The sequence below is a fragment of the Photobacterium sp. GB-50 genome (assembly GCF_003026755.1).
Classification (GTDB): Bacteria; Pseudomonadota; Gammaproteobacteria; order Enterobacterales; family Vibrionaceae; genus Photobacterium.
On record NZ_PYNX01000009.1, the window covers coordinates 92,316 to 107,209 of the forward strand.

Here is a 14,894-nt window from a genome sequence, read left to right on the forward strand (position 1 = left end):
TAAACATTTAAATCGACTGAGCAAAATAATGAGAATAATGATAATAAGCTCCTATATGGATGCTTGGAACAGCGTTAGACCAGAAGCCGAAATGTGTATCGAGATGGTCAAACAAGGTCACGAAGTCACGATTATCACCCAAGGTGATGCGCCTTATGTCGAGCGTTTTCGTGAAGCTGGAATAACGGTTATCGATTGCTACCCAAGTCGTAAAATTTGCTTCAACACAATAAAAACAATTCGTCATGAACTACGCCAACACCATTATGATGTGGTGTATGCGCTTAACTCTAAAACTATCCCTAACGCTGCGTTTGCTTGTATTGGTTTTCCGGATACAAAACTTATTAGCTACCGTGGCACTGTTGGTGGTATTTACCGTCATGACCCATCATCATATTTAACCCATCTTCATCCTCGCGTGAATGGTATTTCTTGCGTCGCAGAAGCGGTTACAGAGTCTGTACGGAGCGTTGTTAAGCTAGCACCTGAAAAAGTTCAAACCATTTATAAAGGTCATGACTTAGCTTGGTATCAAGCAGATGCTCTGCCACGTGAGCAACTCGGCTTAACCGATGATGATATTATTGTTACCTGTGTCGCCAATGCACGTAAATCCAAAGGCGTGCATGTTCTGCTTGATGCAGCTAAGCAATTAGCCGATATCGACAATCTACATCTGGTACTCGTTGGTCGTGATATGGATACGGAAGAAAATGATCAACTAGCAGCAAACAGTGGCATGCAGGATCGTATTCACTTTTTAGGTTATCGCTCTGATGTACCTGAAATCATGGCGACATCCGATATCCAAGTGCAGCCATCTATTAGCGGTGAAGGTCTACCCAAAACAATTATCGAAGCGATGGCAATGGCAAAACCTTCCGTTGTCACAACGACTGGCGGCAGTAAAGAGTTAGTAGAAGAAGGTAAAACCGGATTTGTGGTTGAAACCAATAATCCTCAAGCATTAGCTGATAAAATTAAACAATTAGCAGAATCTAAAACAGTACGCATTGAAATGGGACAGAATGCACAACAACGATTAAAAGCCCATTTTTCAATCCAAGAAACAACAAAGCAGCAGCTGAACTTCTTTCAAAGCGTATAAACCAACGGTTGTAATGTGAAAATATTAATTATTGGCCCATCATGGGTTGGCGATATGGTAATGTCGCAATGTCTTTATACCGAGCTTAAAAAGCTTCACCCTGACGCTATCATTAATGTGATGGCGCCCGGCTGGTGTAAGCCCGTGCTTGAACGCATGCCTGAGGTCAATCAAGCGATTGAAATGCCGCTTGGCCATGGCGATCTCAATCTGTTTGCTCGCTATCAATTAGGTAAAATTCTTCGCGATGACAACTATGATCATGCGTATGTTTTACCTAATTCAGCCAAATCAGCATTAATCCCCTTATTTGCCAAGATCCCAGTTCGTACCGGCTGGAAAGGTGAGATGCGTTACGGTTTACTTAATGATCTGCGCAATAACAAAAAATCATTCAATTTGATGATTGAACGCTATATTGCACTCGCGCATCCGGCAACGGAAATGACAGGCTCGGGCTGTTTAACTGATATGCCACATCCAAAGCTTACCATCGACGCCACAACTCAAAATGAAGCGATAACTAAATTCGGCTTAAACAAAGAAAGAACCGTGATTGGCTTATGTCCAGGTGCTGAATTTGGTCCAGCAAAACGTTGGCCGGAGCAACATTTTGCAAAAGCTGCCGCAACGCTGATAGAGCAAGGTAACCAAGTATGGTTATTCGGCTCAGCAAAAGATCGTGAAGTGACCGATAAAATAAAAGCCAGCCTGCCGCAGGAAATGCAAACGCATTGCCAAAATCTTGCTGGTAATACGTCTTTAATCGAAGCAATTGATTTACTTGCCGCCTGTAAGACCGTCGTTAGCAATGACTCTGGCCTAATGCATATTTCAGCCGCTGTTGGCTGTAATATCGTGGCGTTATACGGCTCAACATCACCGGGTTATACCCCACCGCTAGCTAAGCATGTTGAAGTATTAAATACCGATATCAGTTGTCGCCCATGCTTTAAGCGCGAGTGTCCATTAGGTCATTTGAAGTGTTTAACAGAGCTGACACCTGATTTAGTGGTTGCTGCGATCAATAAGTTGCAACAAGCGTAAGTGAATATGTTACTGAGAATCGTTTATACCTTACTGCTTGCTCTAGTTTCCCCGTTACTTCTGTTTGGACTTTACAAACAAAAACCGGGGAAACCTCGTTTTGGTAAGCGCTGGAAGGAGCACTTTGGTTTTACGCCAGCAGTTAATGGTAAGAAACCTATTTGGATCCATGCCGCATCGGTTGGTGAATCTATTGCCATCACGCCACTGATCAAAGCGCTAAAAGAGCAATATCCAGCGCAAGCTATCGTGGTAACAACAACAACTAGCACAGGCGCCGAGCAAATAGCCAAGCTAGGTGATTTGGTTGAACACCGCTACATGCCGATTGATTTTGCTTGGTGTGTCAGAGACTTTCTCAAAGCGGTGCAACCTAAACTAATGTTGATTGTTGAAAAAGAACTCTGGCTCAATACGCTAGCAACTGTTAAAAAACAGCAGATTCCAATTGTAATAGCTAATGCTCGCTTATCAGAACGCTCTGCTCAACGTTATCAATCGGCAGCGTTTTTTACCCAACCACTACTCAATAATATCGATAGCATTCTTTGTCTTCATCAAGACGATGCAAAACGCTTTATCGATATTGGAGCGGCCAAAGAGAAGGTTACGGTAACAGGCTCGATTAAATACGATCTTACTATTACGCCAACGGTCTTTGAGCACGCAGCACAATTACGTTCACAACTGGGTCAAGATCGCCCTGTGTTCATTGCTGCGAGTACTCACAAAGGTGAAGATGAGCAGGTATTTACGGCTTTTAAGACGATATTGCAGCACAACGAAAATGCATTACTCATCATTGTTCCTCGTCACCCTGAACGCTTCAATGATGTTGAAATATTGGCAAAACAGCAATTTCAATTGTCCGTTCATCGCCGTACTAATAACGCTGAATTTACGTCACAAACCCAAGTGTATTTAGCCGATACCATGGGTGAGATGCTATTACTTCTTGCTAGCAGTGATGTGGCGTTTATCGGGGGAAGTTTGATCGGTGATAAAGTCGGTGGACATAACCTACTCGAACCTGCCGCAGTAGGAAAACCTGCTATCACAGGCCCTAGCTACTACAACTTTATCGATATTACAGAGCAACTACTGCAAGCTAACGCGATAGAAGTCTGTCAAGATAGCACAGAGCTAGCACAGCAAGTGATTGAGTTATTTGATAACCCAGAACGTCAGCGAGTGATGGGAGAAAACGCTAAAAAAGTGGTAGAGCAAAATCAGGGCGCAGTGCAACGCACCATTGATAGCATTACTGACTACCTGCATTAAATTTATAGCGATGAGAGCCCACACTCATCGCTACTTCATCCCTAACCTTGTTGATAGCCATCGCATAACGCTTGCCAATCTTGAGCTTGCCATTGAATATTACGCTTCTTCACTTCTTTGATAAATGAGCGCTCTAAACGGGCTAAGTTATCTTTTTTCCAACTTTCACCCTGTTGCTGATAGCATTTATCAAAGTCAATCAACCAAACTTGCTGCTTCATATCAAGCAAGATGTTGTGGGCATTTAAGTCGGTGTGGCAAACCTGCAGATCATGCATCTTACGGATCATAATACCAATTTGACGCCAAACCGAACTTGGCAAAGATGACTTGATAAGTAGCGCAACGAGATCACGGCTATTAGGAATTTTCTCAACCAAAATATCTGCGCGATAAACACAGCCCTTCTTTTCCGCTTTTGCGGCCACAGGACGAGGAACATTTACCCCACCTTCTCGTAAGACTTTTAGCAGCATCAATTCAGCATAACTCCGGGTCTTATCCCAACCAGCAAACCAATAACTGTCACTCACCAACTTACCAAATAAACCACCACGACGATAATGACGCAATGCCATTTCCATTTTATCTCCAGCAACAAACCAAGTCGTGCCCCGCCCTTGCGCCGAGCCAACAATTGCATTTTGTTGACGCCAAAAATCAATCTCAAAGCAACAATGCGGATCGACAGTTAAATAATTGTCATCAAACCATATCATTTGCTGTTCATGGCTAATTTTCTGCACTGTTGTCTTTCTCCTGTTTATTTTGGTTTATTTTACAATTACCAGCGCTAACTGCATAATTCGCTAACCACTTTTTATTAGGTATCACTATGGCTTTGTTTACCACTGCGCCTCAATCCATCTGTATTTTACGGCTATCCGCTATTGGTGATGTGTGTCATGCGATCGCTGTAGTACAAGCTATCCAAAAACATTGGCCAGAAACCAGTATTACATGGGTAGTGGGCAAAACAGAAGCTCAGCTTGTGGGTACACTGCCTAATGTCAAGGTGATTAGTTTTGATAAAAAAGCAGGCTGGCAAGGGATCAAGGAAGTTTGGAATACCTTGAAAGATCAAAAGTTTGATGCCTTACTCGACATGCAAGTAGCGCTACGCGCAAGCCTATTATCTTTAGGAATTAAAGCACGTTATAAAGTTGGCTTTTCACGCCAAAGAGCCAAAGAGGGACAATGGCTCTTTACGAATAGAAAGCTGCCACAAACAAATGCTTCTCATGTACTTGATAACTTTGCTGAGTTTGCTCGCTACATAGGCGTACCTTTTACAACTCCAGATTGGCAGATCCCATTATCAAGTGAAGATATGGCCTTTGCTCAGCAATATACTAACAGACCAACATTGATCATCTCACCGGCTGCTAGTAAAGATGAGCGTAACTGGCTTATAGAGCGCTATGCTGCCGTTGCAGATCATGCCGTTAGCAAAGGATTAAATGTCATCCTATGTGGTTCACCGACACAACGTGAGCAAACGTTAGGTGAGAAGATCATACAACATTGCCATCACCCTATTACTAACCTTATTGGTAAAACAAGCCTGATCCAGTTAACCGCATTACTAAAATACGCAACGGTTGTTATCGCTCCCGACTCAGGTCCAGCCCATTTAGCAACCACACAGGGCACTCCAGTGATCGGTTTGTACGGGCATAGTAATCCAACACGCACAGGCCCTTATCTTAGCCAACAATATGTCGTCAGTGTGTATCAACAATTTGCAGAAAAGCATTATGGCAAACCTGTCTCAGAACTTCCTTGGGGAGCACGAGTGAAAGGCAGTGATATTATGGCTGCAATTTCTGTTGAGGATGTTATCACCCAACTTGATACCATCATCGACCCCTTAACTTTGACCCAATCACAGTGAGAAAACAATGAACCAGCAAAACACCAAACCAAGCCTTGCTGTTGCACTGATTGTCAAAAATGAAGCCAAGCATCTGGCGGCATGTTTAAACTCAGTAAAAGATTGGGTTGATGAGATCGTGATCCTTGATTCTGGCAGTAGCGATACAACAGAAGCCATTGCACGCCAATATACTGACAAATTTTTTGTCAGTCATGATTGGCCTGGTTTTGGTATGCAACGTCAACGTGCTCAACAATATGTTGAGAGCGATTATATTTTATGGCTTGATGCTGACGAACGAGTAACGCCAGAGCTACGTCTATCGATTCAACAAGCTGTCGCAAGCAATCACATCAATACGGTTTATCAAGTTAATAGACTCAGCACAGCATTTGGTAAATTTATTCATCATTCTGGTTGGCATCCAGATTGGATCTCGCGTTTACATCGTCGCAATGAAACCCAATATAATGACGTCAAAGTACATGAGTCTATTGTGATCCCTGCTAATGGCAAAGTCGAAAAACTAACGGGTAATTTAGAACATTACACTTTTGAAGATTTCTTTGAGTTTCAGCGCAAACAACAAAAGTATGCAGAGCTTTGGGCTGAAGAAAAGTTTTTAAAAGGCAAAAAATCATCTATTGCCTCTGCTGTTATCCACTCTATGTTTAGCTTTATTCGAACTTACATTCTTAAAGCTGGGTTTCTAGACGGTAAGCATGGGTTTATTATTGCTTGTATAAACGCCCAATACGTCCTAAATAAATACTTAGGTCTTCACCTAAAGCACAAGAAGTAACGACAATTATGACAACTCGAGTAATTTATCCTGGCACTTTCGATCCTATTACCAACGGTCATTTAGACTTAATTGAGCGTGCAGCTGCAATGTTTGATCATGTGATTGTTGGCGTTGCTTTTAACCCAAGTAAAAAGCCACTGTTTGATCTTAATGAACGCGTAGAACTAGCAGGTAAAATTACCAAACACCTAGATAATGTAGAGATTGTTGGTTTTTCAGGGCTGTTGGTTGATTTTGCTAAAGAGCGCAACGCCAACATTCTAGTCCGTGGTCTGCGTGCAGTATCCGATTTCGAGTATGAATTTCAGCTCGCCAATATGAATCGTCGTTTGATGCCAGAACTAGAAACTGTCTTCTTAACCCCAGCAGAAGAAAATTCCTTCATTTCTTCAACCATTGTTAAAGAAGTCGCATTACACAAAGGGGATGTCAGTCAGTTTGTTGATCCACTCATTACTGAAGCATTATCAGAAAAGTTTGTAAAATAGACATTAAAAAAAGGCGCTTTATGCGCCTTTTCTTATTTTTTGTAAAACTCGCGATACCAATCAACAAAGGCTTTTACACCTTCTTTGACTTTCACTTCAGGCTTATAGCCCGTCGCTTTAAATAAATCGTCTGTATCTGCGTACGTCATGTAAACATCACCCGGTTGCATGTCCATGAAGTTTTTCTTCGCTTCGATACCTAAAGCCTCTTCCAACGCTTCAATATAATCCATCAGTTTTACAGGGCTGCCGTGACCGATGTTATACACGCGGTATGGGGCAGAGCTGGTTGCTGGTGAGCCAGTTTCTACTGTCCAATCAGCATTGGGCTGTGGGATCACATCCTGAATACGCATCACACCTTCAACGATATCATCGATATAAGTGAAATCGCGGCGCATATCGCCATGGTTATACACATCGATCTCTTTACCTTCCATTATCGCATTGGTGAATTTAAACAATGCCATATCTGGACGCCCCCATGGGCCATAAACAGTAAAGAAGCGTAAGCCCGTCGTTGGAACACCGTAAAGATGCGAATAGGTATGTGCCATCAACTCATTAGATTTTTTAGTTGCAGCATAAAGTGAAATGGGATGGTCAACGCTATCTGCCGTATTAAACGGTGTCTTATGATTTAAGCCATATACTGAGCTTGAAGACGCATAAACCAGATGCTCAACCTTATTATGACGACAACCTTCTAAAATCGTGAGATGTCCCACCAAGTTACTATCAGCATAGGCCAATGGGTTATCAATCGAGTAACGTACGCCTGCTTGTGCCGCTAAGTGGATAACGCGGTTAAATTGCTGCTCTGCAAATAAGTTAGCAATACCCTCACGATCCGCTAAATCTAATTCGATAAAAGTAAAACTTGGATGAGCAATACGAGCTAAACGCGCTTGTTTAAGTGATACATCGTAGTAATCATTAAGATTATCGATACCAATGACTTGATGGCCTTGAGCACATAAACGTTCGGTGATTACACTACCAATAAAACCAGCAACACCAGTGATGAGATATTTCATTTTTCTATCCTCAATAACGCTTCATTATGCGCTACTCAACCTAAATACTGTGGGCATAATACCATTTTAGATCAATCAACAAAGGTTAATCCCAAACCAACTGACTCAATAATAATGATACCTAGGTTAATTATTATCGAACCTACTTCTGGCAATCACTGCAGAACACTGTCGCGCGTTGACCTATTTTGGCTTCACTTAAAGCCTTACCGCATTTAGGGCAAGGTTTACCTGCTTTACCATACACCTGCAGCTCCTGTGCAAAATATCCCGGTTTTCCGTCTGCGTTTTTAAAATCTTTTAATGTCGTACCGCCCTGTTGAATGGCAAAGGCTAATACCGATTTGATCTCTGCCACCAGCTTCGTCATACGAGCAAGTGAGATTTTGCCAGCCGCACGTTTAGGGTGAATACCAGCCGCAAACAGAGATTCATTGGCATAAATATTACCCACACCAACAACCACATGATTATCCATAATAAATTGTTTTATTGCTGTCCGTTTTCCCTGTGCTTTTTCATGTAGATATTCTACGTTAAAATCGTCGCTCAGCGGCTCTGGACCCATTTTATCGAGCACAGGGTGTGTTACCCCTTTCTCTTCCCATAACCACGCGCCAAAGCGCCTAGGATCGTTATAGCGTAGCACTTCACCACTAGTCAGAACCAAATCAACGTGATCGTGTTTTTCAACCGGGGTTCCGACGGGTAAAACACGTAAGCTGCCTGACATCCCTAAATGCACAATCGCATAACCGACATCCGTTTCTAGTAACAAGTATTTAGCGCGACGTGTCACCCCACGAATCACTTGCCCTTCTATCGCTTTAATCGCTTCAGGAATAGGCCACCGCAATCGAGGATTACGGACAATAATTTGTTTTACCGTTTGATCTATGACATGAGGAGATATCCCCATTCGACTCACTTCTACTTCTGGTAATTCAGGCATGACTCAATCTCGTTTTTATTGGTTATTTGATACAGACGTCGGAAACAGATAATCCGCAGCAACAGACACAGCAACCCATTGTTGACCATTATTGAACAACCAAAATTTAGGTAAGGCATAAACTGTTAATCGAATCGGTTCTATTTGTTGCTCCCCCAAAACTTCTATCGTCTGTGGAGGCGGTAACTGTAAACTTAACTTTGATATTGTTGCTTCATCCACCACAGTGCCTTGTAGATGTTGCCAACGTTGTATTAACTCACTGGCTGAAATCGATAACTTAGACGAGCTTTGCCACTGCCCGTTACTTTGCTTAAGCGTAAAATGTGGAAAAACAACTCGCTGAATCAAAAGATCTGGCGAGAGGACAAAAACAGTATTGGGAATATTATTTACTTGCTCGGTTACAGTTTTTGTCACCGCTTCTTTGGGGGTAAATCGTTCGCGAAGTAAATCGGGCAATTTAATTATCGCGATAAAGCACAATACACCAATGATGATAATGTTATTCCAGCCACGTCGAGTTAAGCGCATTCATCCATTCCTGTCTTATCTTAATGAGAATAAAGATAACACTGGTAAGGTCATTGCACCATTGGCAGATAAATAAGTAACAGAAAGGAAGTCAGCGGTGTTAAATAGAAAAGTAATAGATATAAAAAAACCCAGCTAGGCTGGGTTTTTATCAAAGATTGATAAAACCAATTACTTGATTTTAGCTTCTTTGTAAAGCACGTGCTGGCGAACTACTGGATCAAATTTCTTGATCTCAAATTTGCCTGGCATGTTGCGCTTGTTCTTGTCGGTAGTGTAGAAGTGGCCTGTACCAGCAGATGATACTAGACGGATCTTCTCACGAATGCCTTTAGCCATTCTTTAAATCCTCTTAAACGTTCTCGCCGCGAGCACGCATTTCACCAAGAACGACATCAATGCCTTTCTTATCGATGATACGCATGCCTTTCGCAGAAAGGCGTAGTTTAACGAAGCGTTTTTCGCTTTCTACCCAGAAACGATGAGTTTGCAGGTTCGGCAGAAAACGACGCTTGGTGGCATTACGTGCGTGTGAACGGTTGTTACCCGTTACAGGACGCTTACCAGTTACTTGGCATACTCGGGACATTACTGTCTTCTCCAAATCGTTTCAGCTCGATATCTACTGTAGAAATTCACTGTAAAAATAATTTTCACAGATAACCACAGCTATCAAAGGTCGCGCATTATACTAAGTCAAAACCAGTTGCTCAAGTCCCGAGCAGATCCTTTCTCACTTTTTTATCGAAAAATCGGCTATTTTATAGCCAACCACGCTCGGTGAAAGAAACAATCTCTCCATCACCAACAACAAAATGATCCAGAACACGAATATCGACCAAAGCCAGCGAATCACTGATTTTGCGCGTTATTCGACGGTCAGCCTGACTAGGTTCAGCGACGCCTGATGGGTGATTATGCGCTAAAATGAGCGCTGCTGCATTAAGTTCTAGTGATCTTTTTACAACTTCACGTGGATAAACGCTCGCACAATCGATCGTTCCTTCAAATAAAACCTCTCCTGTGATCACTCGGTGCTGGTTATCTAAAAACAGGATATAAAAGGCTTCACGCTGTTTATCACGTAATTTTCGCGCTAAATATCGACGGGTATTTTGCGGGCTTGTGAGGACATCATCTTTTTTTAAAGTTTCTTCTAAATACCGCTCATTCAGTGCTAAAACTGCCTGCAATTGTGCAAATTTGGCCGGTCCCAAACCTTTAACCTGACAAAATATCTGTTTTTCAGCACCAAGCAGTGCTCGAAGAGATCCAAACTCATCCAGTAAATGGGTCGCTAATTCCAGTGCATTCATTCCTTGAGTACCGGTGCGTAAAAAAATGGCTAATAATTCAGCATCGGTTAATGCATCAGAGCCATGAGATAATAATTTTTCTCGCGGTCGCGATGCGGCTGGCAATTGCTTTAATGACATAATCCCTCCCATTGATATACCACTAGCAAAACAGCCGACACCATTATCACAACCTAACAAGACGCTTTTTTAGAAAACAGTCACAGCGAAAAAGTAATCAATAAAATATTCAGTACTCAAAATGCGAGGCATACAACTTCCCATTCAATTCAGAGTTGATCCGAATCGATGATCAAAAATTACTTTGGTGGTATCTTGTTGCCAATTTATAAGCCCAAGACACAGGCAGACGAATGCAAACACTGGCAGGAAAAAAAATTCTTCTCGGCATTAGCGGCGGTATCGCTGCTTACAAATGTGCAGAGCTCACCCGACGACTTATTGAACGTGGGGCGCAAGTGCGCATTGTCATGACCACAGCTGCAAAAGAGTTTATAACCCCACTCACCATGCAAGCCGTGTCAGGCCACCCCATTTCAGATAGCTTGCTAGATCCTTCCGCAGAAGCGTCCATGGGTCATATTGAATTAGCTAAATGGGCAGATTTAGTCCTCTTAGCACCTGCGACAGCGGATCTGATTGCTCGAATGAGTGCGGGGATGGGCAATGACTTACTGACAACGCTGTGTCTCGCAACCGATGCACCAATCGCTGTTAGCCCTGCGATGAATCAGCAAATGTACCGCAATATCGCAACACAAGAGAATATTGCCACCTTACAACGTCGCGGCTGCCGTATTTGGGGACCTGCAAGTGGTGAGCAAGCCTGTGGTGATGTAGGCCCTGGTCGTATGCTAGAACCCATGCAACTGGTACATTGCTGCGAAGACTTTTTTCAGCCACAAGACCTTAGTGGTCTAAATATTGTGGTAACGGCAGGTCCTACACGAGAAGCGATTGATCCAGTACGTTATCTAAGTAACTACAGCTCAGGAAAAATGGGCTACGCCATTGCTCAAGCAGCAGCAAAGCGTGGTGCAAACGTCACCCTAATCAGTGGCCCAGTAAATTTAACCACACCTGATGGTGTAACGCGTATTAATGTCAGTAGTGCCCAAGAGATGCACCAAGCGGCACTTGAACATGCCGTTAATCACCACATTTTTATTGCTTGTGCTGCCGTTGCAGATTTCCGTCCAGCTCATCTCGCAACTCAAAAGATGAAAAAACAAGACGGTAATGATGAGATGGTGATTCAGTTAGTGAAAAACCCTGATATTGTTGCCAGCGTAGCGGCCTTAACAGAAAACCGCCCATTTACGGTCGGGTTTGCAGCAGAGACACAAGATGTTGAGCAATATGCACGTGGTAAACTGGCAAAGAAAAACCTTGATATGATTTGCGCCAACGATGTGTCGGTACAAGACCAAGGCTTTAATAGTGATAACAACGCGCTACACCTTTACTGGTCTAACGGTGATAAAGCACTACCTCTTGCTGCCAAATCAGAGCTTGGGCTGCAATTAGTCAATGAAATTATTAACCTTTACCAACAAGCGAAACAATAGAGCAAAATATGAATAGTATTGATCTGAAGATTCTTGACCCACGAGTTGGCAATGAATTCCCACTCCCAGCGTATGCAACCGAAGGTTCTGCTGGTTTAGATTTACGCGCTTGTTTAGATGAAGCATTAACCGTCGCACCGGGTGAGACCCATCTTGTACCAACAGGTCTTGCGATCCATATTGGCGATTCAAATCTTGCGGCAACCATCCTGCCTCGCTCAGGCCTTGGCCATAAGCACGGCATTGTTTTGGGAAATCTTGTTGGCCTTATCGACTCTGATTACCAAGGTCAATTAATGGTGTCGGTGTGGAACCGAGGTGAAACCACATTTACTATTGAACCAGGTGATCGTATTGCTCAATTGGTTTTCTTACCTGTGGTACAAGCGCAGTTTAATATCGTTGAAAATTTTAATAGCACAGATCGTGGCGAAGGTGGTTTTGGTCATTCAGGCCGTAGCTAATCGCTATTGATGTTAAAAAAGCGTGATCTAATTAGCCATGTATTATCAATTTTGATGATAAAATAAAGGCAACATATTAAAGCAAAGCGCAACCTCTTCAGCTTGCGCTTTTTTTGCGAATAAAAATACGTACATTTCGATTGCGCTACTTTTCACAACGCCAAGGCATCGCTAAGATAGGCGGGTTTCATACTGTCCATGGACAGTCTCATTTTGTAAAGGAACGATAATTCATGGCAGGCACCAAAAAGAACAATCGCCGCGAGGAAATACTTCAGTGCTTAGCGCATATGCTGGAGTCCAACCAAGGCAGTCAACGCATCACGACCAAAATGCTAGCCGCGAATGTTGGAGTTTCAGAAGCAGCACTCTACCGCCACTTCCCAAGCAAAGCGCGTATGTTTGAAGGGTTAATTGAATTTATTGAAGATTCAATTACCACGCGTATTAACCGCATTTTAGATGATGAAAAAGATACACTGAACCGTTTACGTATGGTGATGCAGTTCATCCTCATGTTTGCTGAGCGTAACCCAGGTTTAACTCGTATCATGACTGGCCATGCTCTGATGTTTGAACAAGATCGTCTTCAATCTCGTATTAATCAACTGTTCGAACGTGTTGAATCGCAACTTCGCCAGATCTTAAAAGAGCGTAAAATTCGTGAGGGTAAAGGCTTTCCTGTTGATGAGTCAGTTTTAGCAGCACAACTTCTAGGTCAAGTAGAAGGCAGTTTAAACCGCTATGTTCGCTCTAACTTCAAATACAAGCCAACGGCAAACTTTGATGAATACTGGGAGCTATTAAGTGCGCAATTAGGCTAATACTTAGTTGACGGACACAAAAAAGCGAGAGCCTCAGCCCTCGCTTTTTTATTATCTCTTTTTTCTTAAGCCGTACTTATACACCATACTCGGCACGGTACGCTTTTACCGCTTCAAGATGTTGTTCCATGCCTGCTTGCTCAGAAAGGTAGGTCACCACATCGCCTAGCGAGACAATTGAAATAACCGCACAACCAAAGTCACGTTCAACTTCTTGAATCGCAGATAATTCACCTTGCCCTTTTTCTTGACGATCAATCGCCACTAAAACGCCAGCTAAATCTGCGCCATTCGCTTTAATGATTTCCATTGACTCACGAATCGCCGTACCTGCCGTGATCACATCATCAACTAACATAATACGACCGTCTAGTGCGCTGCCGACTAAGTTGCCACCTTCACCATGATTTTTTGCTTCTTTACGGTTAAAGCAATATGGCGTATCAACATCATGGTGATCAGCAAGCGCAACTGCCGTTGTGGTTGCAATCGGGATCCCTTTATACGCTGGGCCAAACAACACATCAAATTCAATCTTGGCATCAACCAAAGCTTCAGCATAAAAACGACCAAGACGTGCTAAATCACGACCGGTATTAAATAAGCCAGCATTAAAGAAGTACGGACTCTTACGACCTGACTTCAATGTGAACTCACCAAATTTTAATACACCTTTCTCTAGGGCAAATTCAATAAACTGACGCTGATATGCTTTCATTGTGTCTCCTTAAACTACTTCTCTGTGTTTTAACAATGTACCTGTTACCTAACACTCATCAGGTAACAACTAAAACCAACAAGTACTCCACTTGATATTCAGTTTTAGCTAAAAAAAAGCGGCTCCCAATAGGAACCGCTTAATATCAATTTGCTAACGCTTGCTTCTGCATCGAAATAATATCGGTTATACCGTCTTTCGCCAGAGCCAGCATTGCCAGTAATTCTTCATGGCTAAAGGCTTCACCCTCGGCAGTACCTTGGATTTCAATCATCTTGCCTTCTTCTGTCATCACCACATTCATGTCGGTTTCAGCCGCTGAATCTTCAAGATATTCCAAATCGCAAATAGGTTCGCCTTTATAGATACCCACAGATACCGCAGCGACCATACCTTTCAGTGGGCTTTTCTTAATCATGCCTTTTTCTAGCATGTAATTAATTGCATCAACCAGTGCCACCATCGCACCGGTAATAGATGCGGTACGTGTGCCACCATCAGCCTGAATAACATCACAGTCAACGGTGATCATCTGCTCGCCTAATACTTTTAAATCAACCGCAGCACGCAAGCTACGTGCAATAAGACGTTGGATTTCCATCGTACGTCCACCTTGCTTGCCACTCGCAGCTTCTCGACGGTTACGCGTATGCGTAGCACGAGGTAACATGCCATATTCAGCCGTCACCCAACCTTGGCCTTTGCCTTTTAACCAGCGCGGAACATTTTCTTCTACACTCGCGGTACAAATAACCTTGGTATTACCAAACTCAACCAGTACTGAACCTTCAGCATGGGCTGTATATTGGCGAGTAATAGTGATTGGACGAACTTGAGTCGCACTTCTTCCGCTTGGACGCATCGGGATTTCCC

18 protein-coding genes are annotated in these 14,894 nt (G+C 42.9%); 9 read left to right on the forward strand and 9 right to left on the reverse strand.

The window, feature by feature from the left end; genetic code table 11:
- The first annotated feature begins 28 nt into the window (after nt 1-28).
- The 3 genes from C9J41_RS13095 to waaA are packed head-to-tail and all read left to right on the forward strand — an operon-like array spanning nt 29 to nt 3,439.
- Nucleotides 29-1,111 carry a glycosyltransferase family 4 protein gene (locus tag C9J41_RS13095; RefSeq protein WP_107260600.1) on the forward strand — a complete coding sequence of 361 codons (1,083 nt, stop codon included), beginning with the start codon at nt 29-31 and terminating at the stop codon, nt 1,109-1,111.
- A gap of 15 nt (nt 1,112-1,126) precedes the next feature.
- Nucleotides 1,127-2,158, forward strand: coding sequence for a lipopolysaccharide heptosyltransferase II (gene waaF, locus C9J41_RS13100; RefSeq protein ID WP_107260597.1), 1,032 nt, complete (start codon nt 1,127-1,129; stop codon nt 2,156-2,158).
- Nucleotides 2,159-2,164: 6 nt separating this feature from the next.
- Entirely contained in the window at nt 2,165-3,439 is a 1,275-nt protein-coding gene (gene waaA / locus C9J41_RS13105; protein ID WP_107294682.1) for a lipid IV(A) 3-deoxy-D-manno-octulosonic acid transferase, read from the forward strand.
- A 41-nt stretch (nt 3,440-3,480) separates the two neighbouring features.
- Here waaA and C9J41_RS13110 read toward each other — a convergent pair whose 3' ends face one another.
- Entirely contained in the window at nt 3,481-4,185 is a 705-nt protein-coding gene (locus C9J41_RS13110; RefSeq protein ID WP_107294683.1) for a 3-deoxy-D-manno-octulosonic acid kinase, read from the reverse strand.
- 89 nt (nt 4,186-4,274) lie between these two features.
- On the opposite strand from C9J41_RS13110, the gene C9J41_RS13115 reads away from it, so the two are divergent.
- From C9J41_RS13115 to coaD, 3 genes are read left to right on the forward strand one after another with little or no spacing between them, the layout of a single operon-like run.
- On the forward strand, nt 4,275-5,333 hold the full coding sequence (locus C9J41_RS13115) for a glycosyltransferase family 9 protein (RefSeq protein ID WP_107294684.1): 1,059 nt from the start codon (nt 4,275-4,277) through the stop codon (nt 5,331-5,333).
- A gap of 7 nt (nt 5,334-5,340) precedes the next feature.
- Nucleotides 5,341-6,117, forward strand: coding sequence for a glycosyltransferase family 2 protein (locus C9J41_RS13120; RefSeq protein WP_107207448.1), 777 nt, complete (start codon nt 5,341-5,343; stop codon nt 6,115-6,117).
- An 8-nt stretch (nt 6,118-6,125) separates the two neighbouring features.
- The gene (coaD, locus tag C9J41_RS13125) at nt 6,126-6,608 is read left to right on the forward strand and encodes a pantetheine-phosphate adenylyltransferase (protein ID WP_107294685.1); all 483 of its coding nucleotides are present in this window, start codon (nt 6,126-6,128) and stop codon (nt 6,606-6,608) included.
- 32 nt (nt 6,609-6,640) lie between these two features.
- Here the strand turns inward: coaD and C9J41_RS13130 are convergent, their stop codons facing one another.
- The 6 genes from C9J41_RS13130 to radC all read right to left on the reverse strand — a co-directional run bounded on the left by C9J41_RS13130 (nt 6,641) and on the right by radC (nt 10,567).
- Nucleotides 6,641-7,645 carry an NAD-dependent epimerase gene (locus C9J41_RS13130; RefSeq protein ID WP_107260585.1) on the reverse strand — a complete coding sequence of 335 codons (1,005 nt, stop codon included), beginning with the start codon at nt 7,643-7,645 and terminating at the stop codon, nt 6,641-6,643.
- Between the two features lie 142 nt (nt 7,646-7,787).
- Complete coding sequence (gene mutM / locus C9J41_RS13135) at nt 7,788-8,597, reverse strand: bifunctional DNA-formamidopyrimidine glycosylase/DNA-(apurinic or apyrimidinic site) lyase (RefSeq protein ID WP_107294686.1); 810 nt, start codon at nt 8,595-8,597, stop codon at nt 7,788-7,790.
- Between the two features lie 15 nt (nt 8,598-8,612).
- Nucleotides 8,613-9,131 (reverse strand): hypothetical protein, encoded by a 519-nt coding sequence (locus tag C9J41_RS13140; protein ID WP_107260581.1) that lies wholly within the window; start codon nt 9,129-9,131, stop codon nt 8,613-8,615.
- Between the two features lie 171 nt (nt 9,132-9,302).
- On the reverse strand, nt 9,303-9,470 hold the full coding sequence (rpmG, locus tag C9J41_RS13145; protein ID WP_005371942.1) for a 50S ribosomal protein L33: 168 nt from the start codon (nt 9,468-9,470) through the stop codon (nt 9,303-9,305).
- A gap of 13 nt (nt 9,471-9,483) precedes the next feature.
- A complete protein-coding gene (gene rpmB / locus C9J41_RS13150) occupies nt 9,484-9,720 on the reverse strand; it encodes a 50S ribosomal protein L28 (RefSeq protein ID WP_005371944.1) in 237 nt (78 codons plus the stop codon).
- 172 nt (nt 9,721-9,892) lie between these two features.
- Complete coding sequence (gene radC, locus C9J41_RS13155; protein WP_107207443.1) at nt 9,893-10,567, reverse strand: DNA repair protein RadC; 675 nt, start codon at nt 10,565-10,567, stop codon at nt 9,893-9,895.
- A 233-nt stretch (nt 10,568-10,800) separates the two neighbouring features.
- On the opposite strand from radC, the gene coaBC reads away from it, so the two are divergent.
- The 3 genes from coaBC (at nt 10,801) to slmA (ending at nt 13,303) form a co-directional block, all read left to right on the forward strand.
- Complete coding sequence (gene coaBC / locus C9J41_RS13160; protein ID WP_107207442.1) at nt 10,801-12,015, forward strand: bifunctional phosphopantothenoylcysteine decarboxylase/phosphopantothenate--cysteine ligase CoaBC; 1,215 nt, start codon at nt 10,801-10,803, stop codon at nt 12,013-12,015.
- Nucleotides 12,016-12,023: 8 nt separating this feature from the next.
- The gene (gene dut / locus C9J41_RS13165) at nt 12,024-12,479 is read left to right on the forward strand and encodes a dUTP diphosphatase (RefSeq protein WP_107207441.1); all 456 of its coding nucleotides are present in this window, start codon (nt 12,024-12,026) and stop codon (nt 12,477-12,479) included.
- 233 nt (nt 12,480-12,712) lie between these two features.
- The gene (gene slmA, locus C9J41_RS13170) at nt 12,713-13,303 is read left to right on the forward strand and encodes a nucleoid occlusion factor SlmA (RefSeq protein ID WP_005371955.1); all 591 of its coding nucleotides are present in this window, start codon (nt 12,713-12,715) and stop codon (nt 13,301-13,303) included.
- Between the two features lie 76 nt (nt 13,304-13,379).
- On the opposite strand, the gene pyrE is transcribed toward slmA, so the two are convergent.
- Together pyrE and rph are read right to left on the reverse strand one after the other, a co-directional pair.
- Nucleotides 13,380-14,021, reverse strand: coding sequence for an orotate phosphoribosyltransferase (pyrE, locus tag C9J41_RS13175; protein WP_045083819.1), 642 nt, complete (start codon nt 14,019-14,021; stop codon nt 13,380-13,382).
- Nucleotides 14,022-14,166: 145 nt separating this feature from the next.
- Nucleotides 14,167-14,883, reverse strand: coding sequence for a ribonuclease PH (gene rph / locus C9J41_RS13180; protein WP_105061152.1), 717 nt, complete (start codon nt 14,881-14,883; stop codon nt 14,167-14,169).
- Between the last annotated feature and the right edge of the window lie 11 nt (nt 14,884-14,894).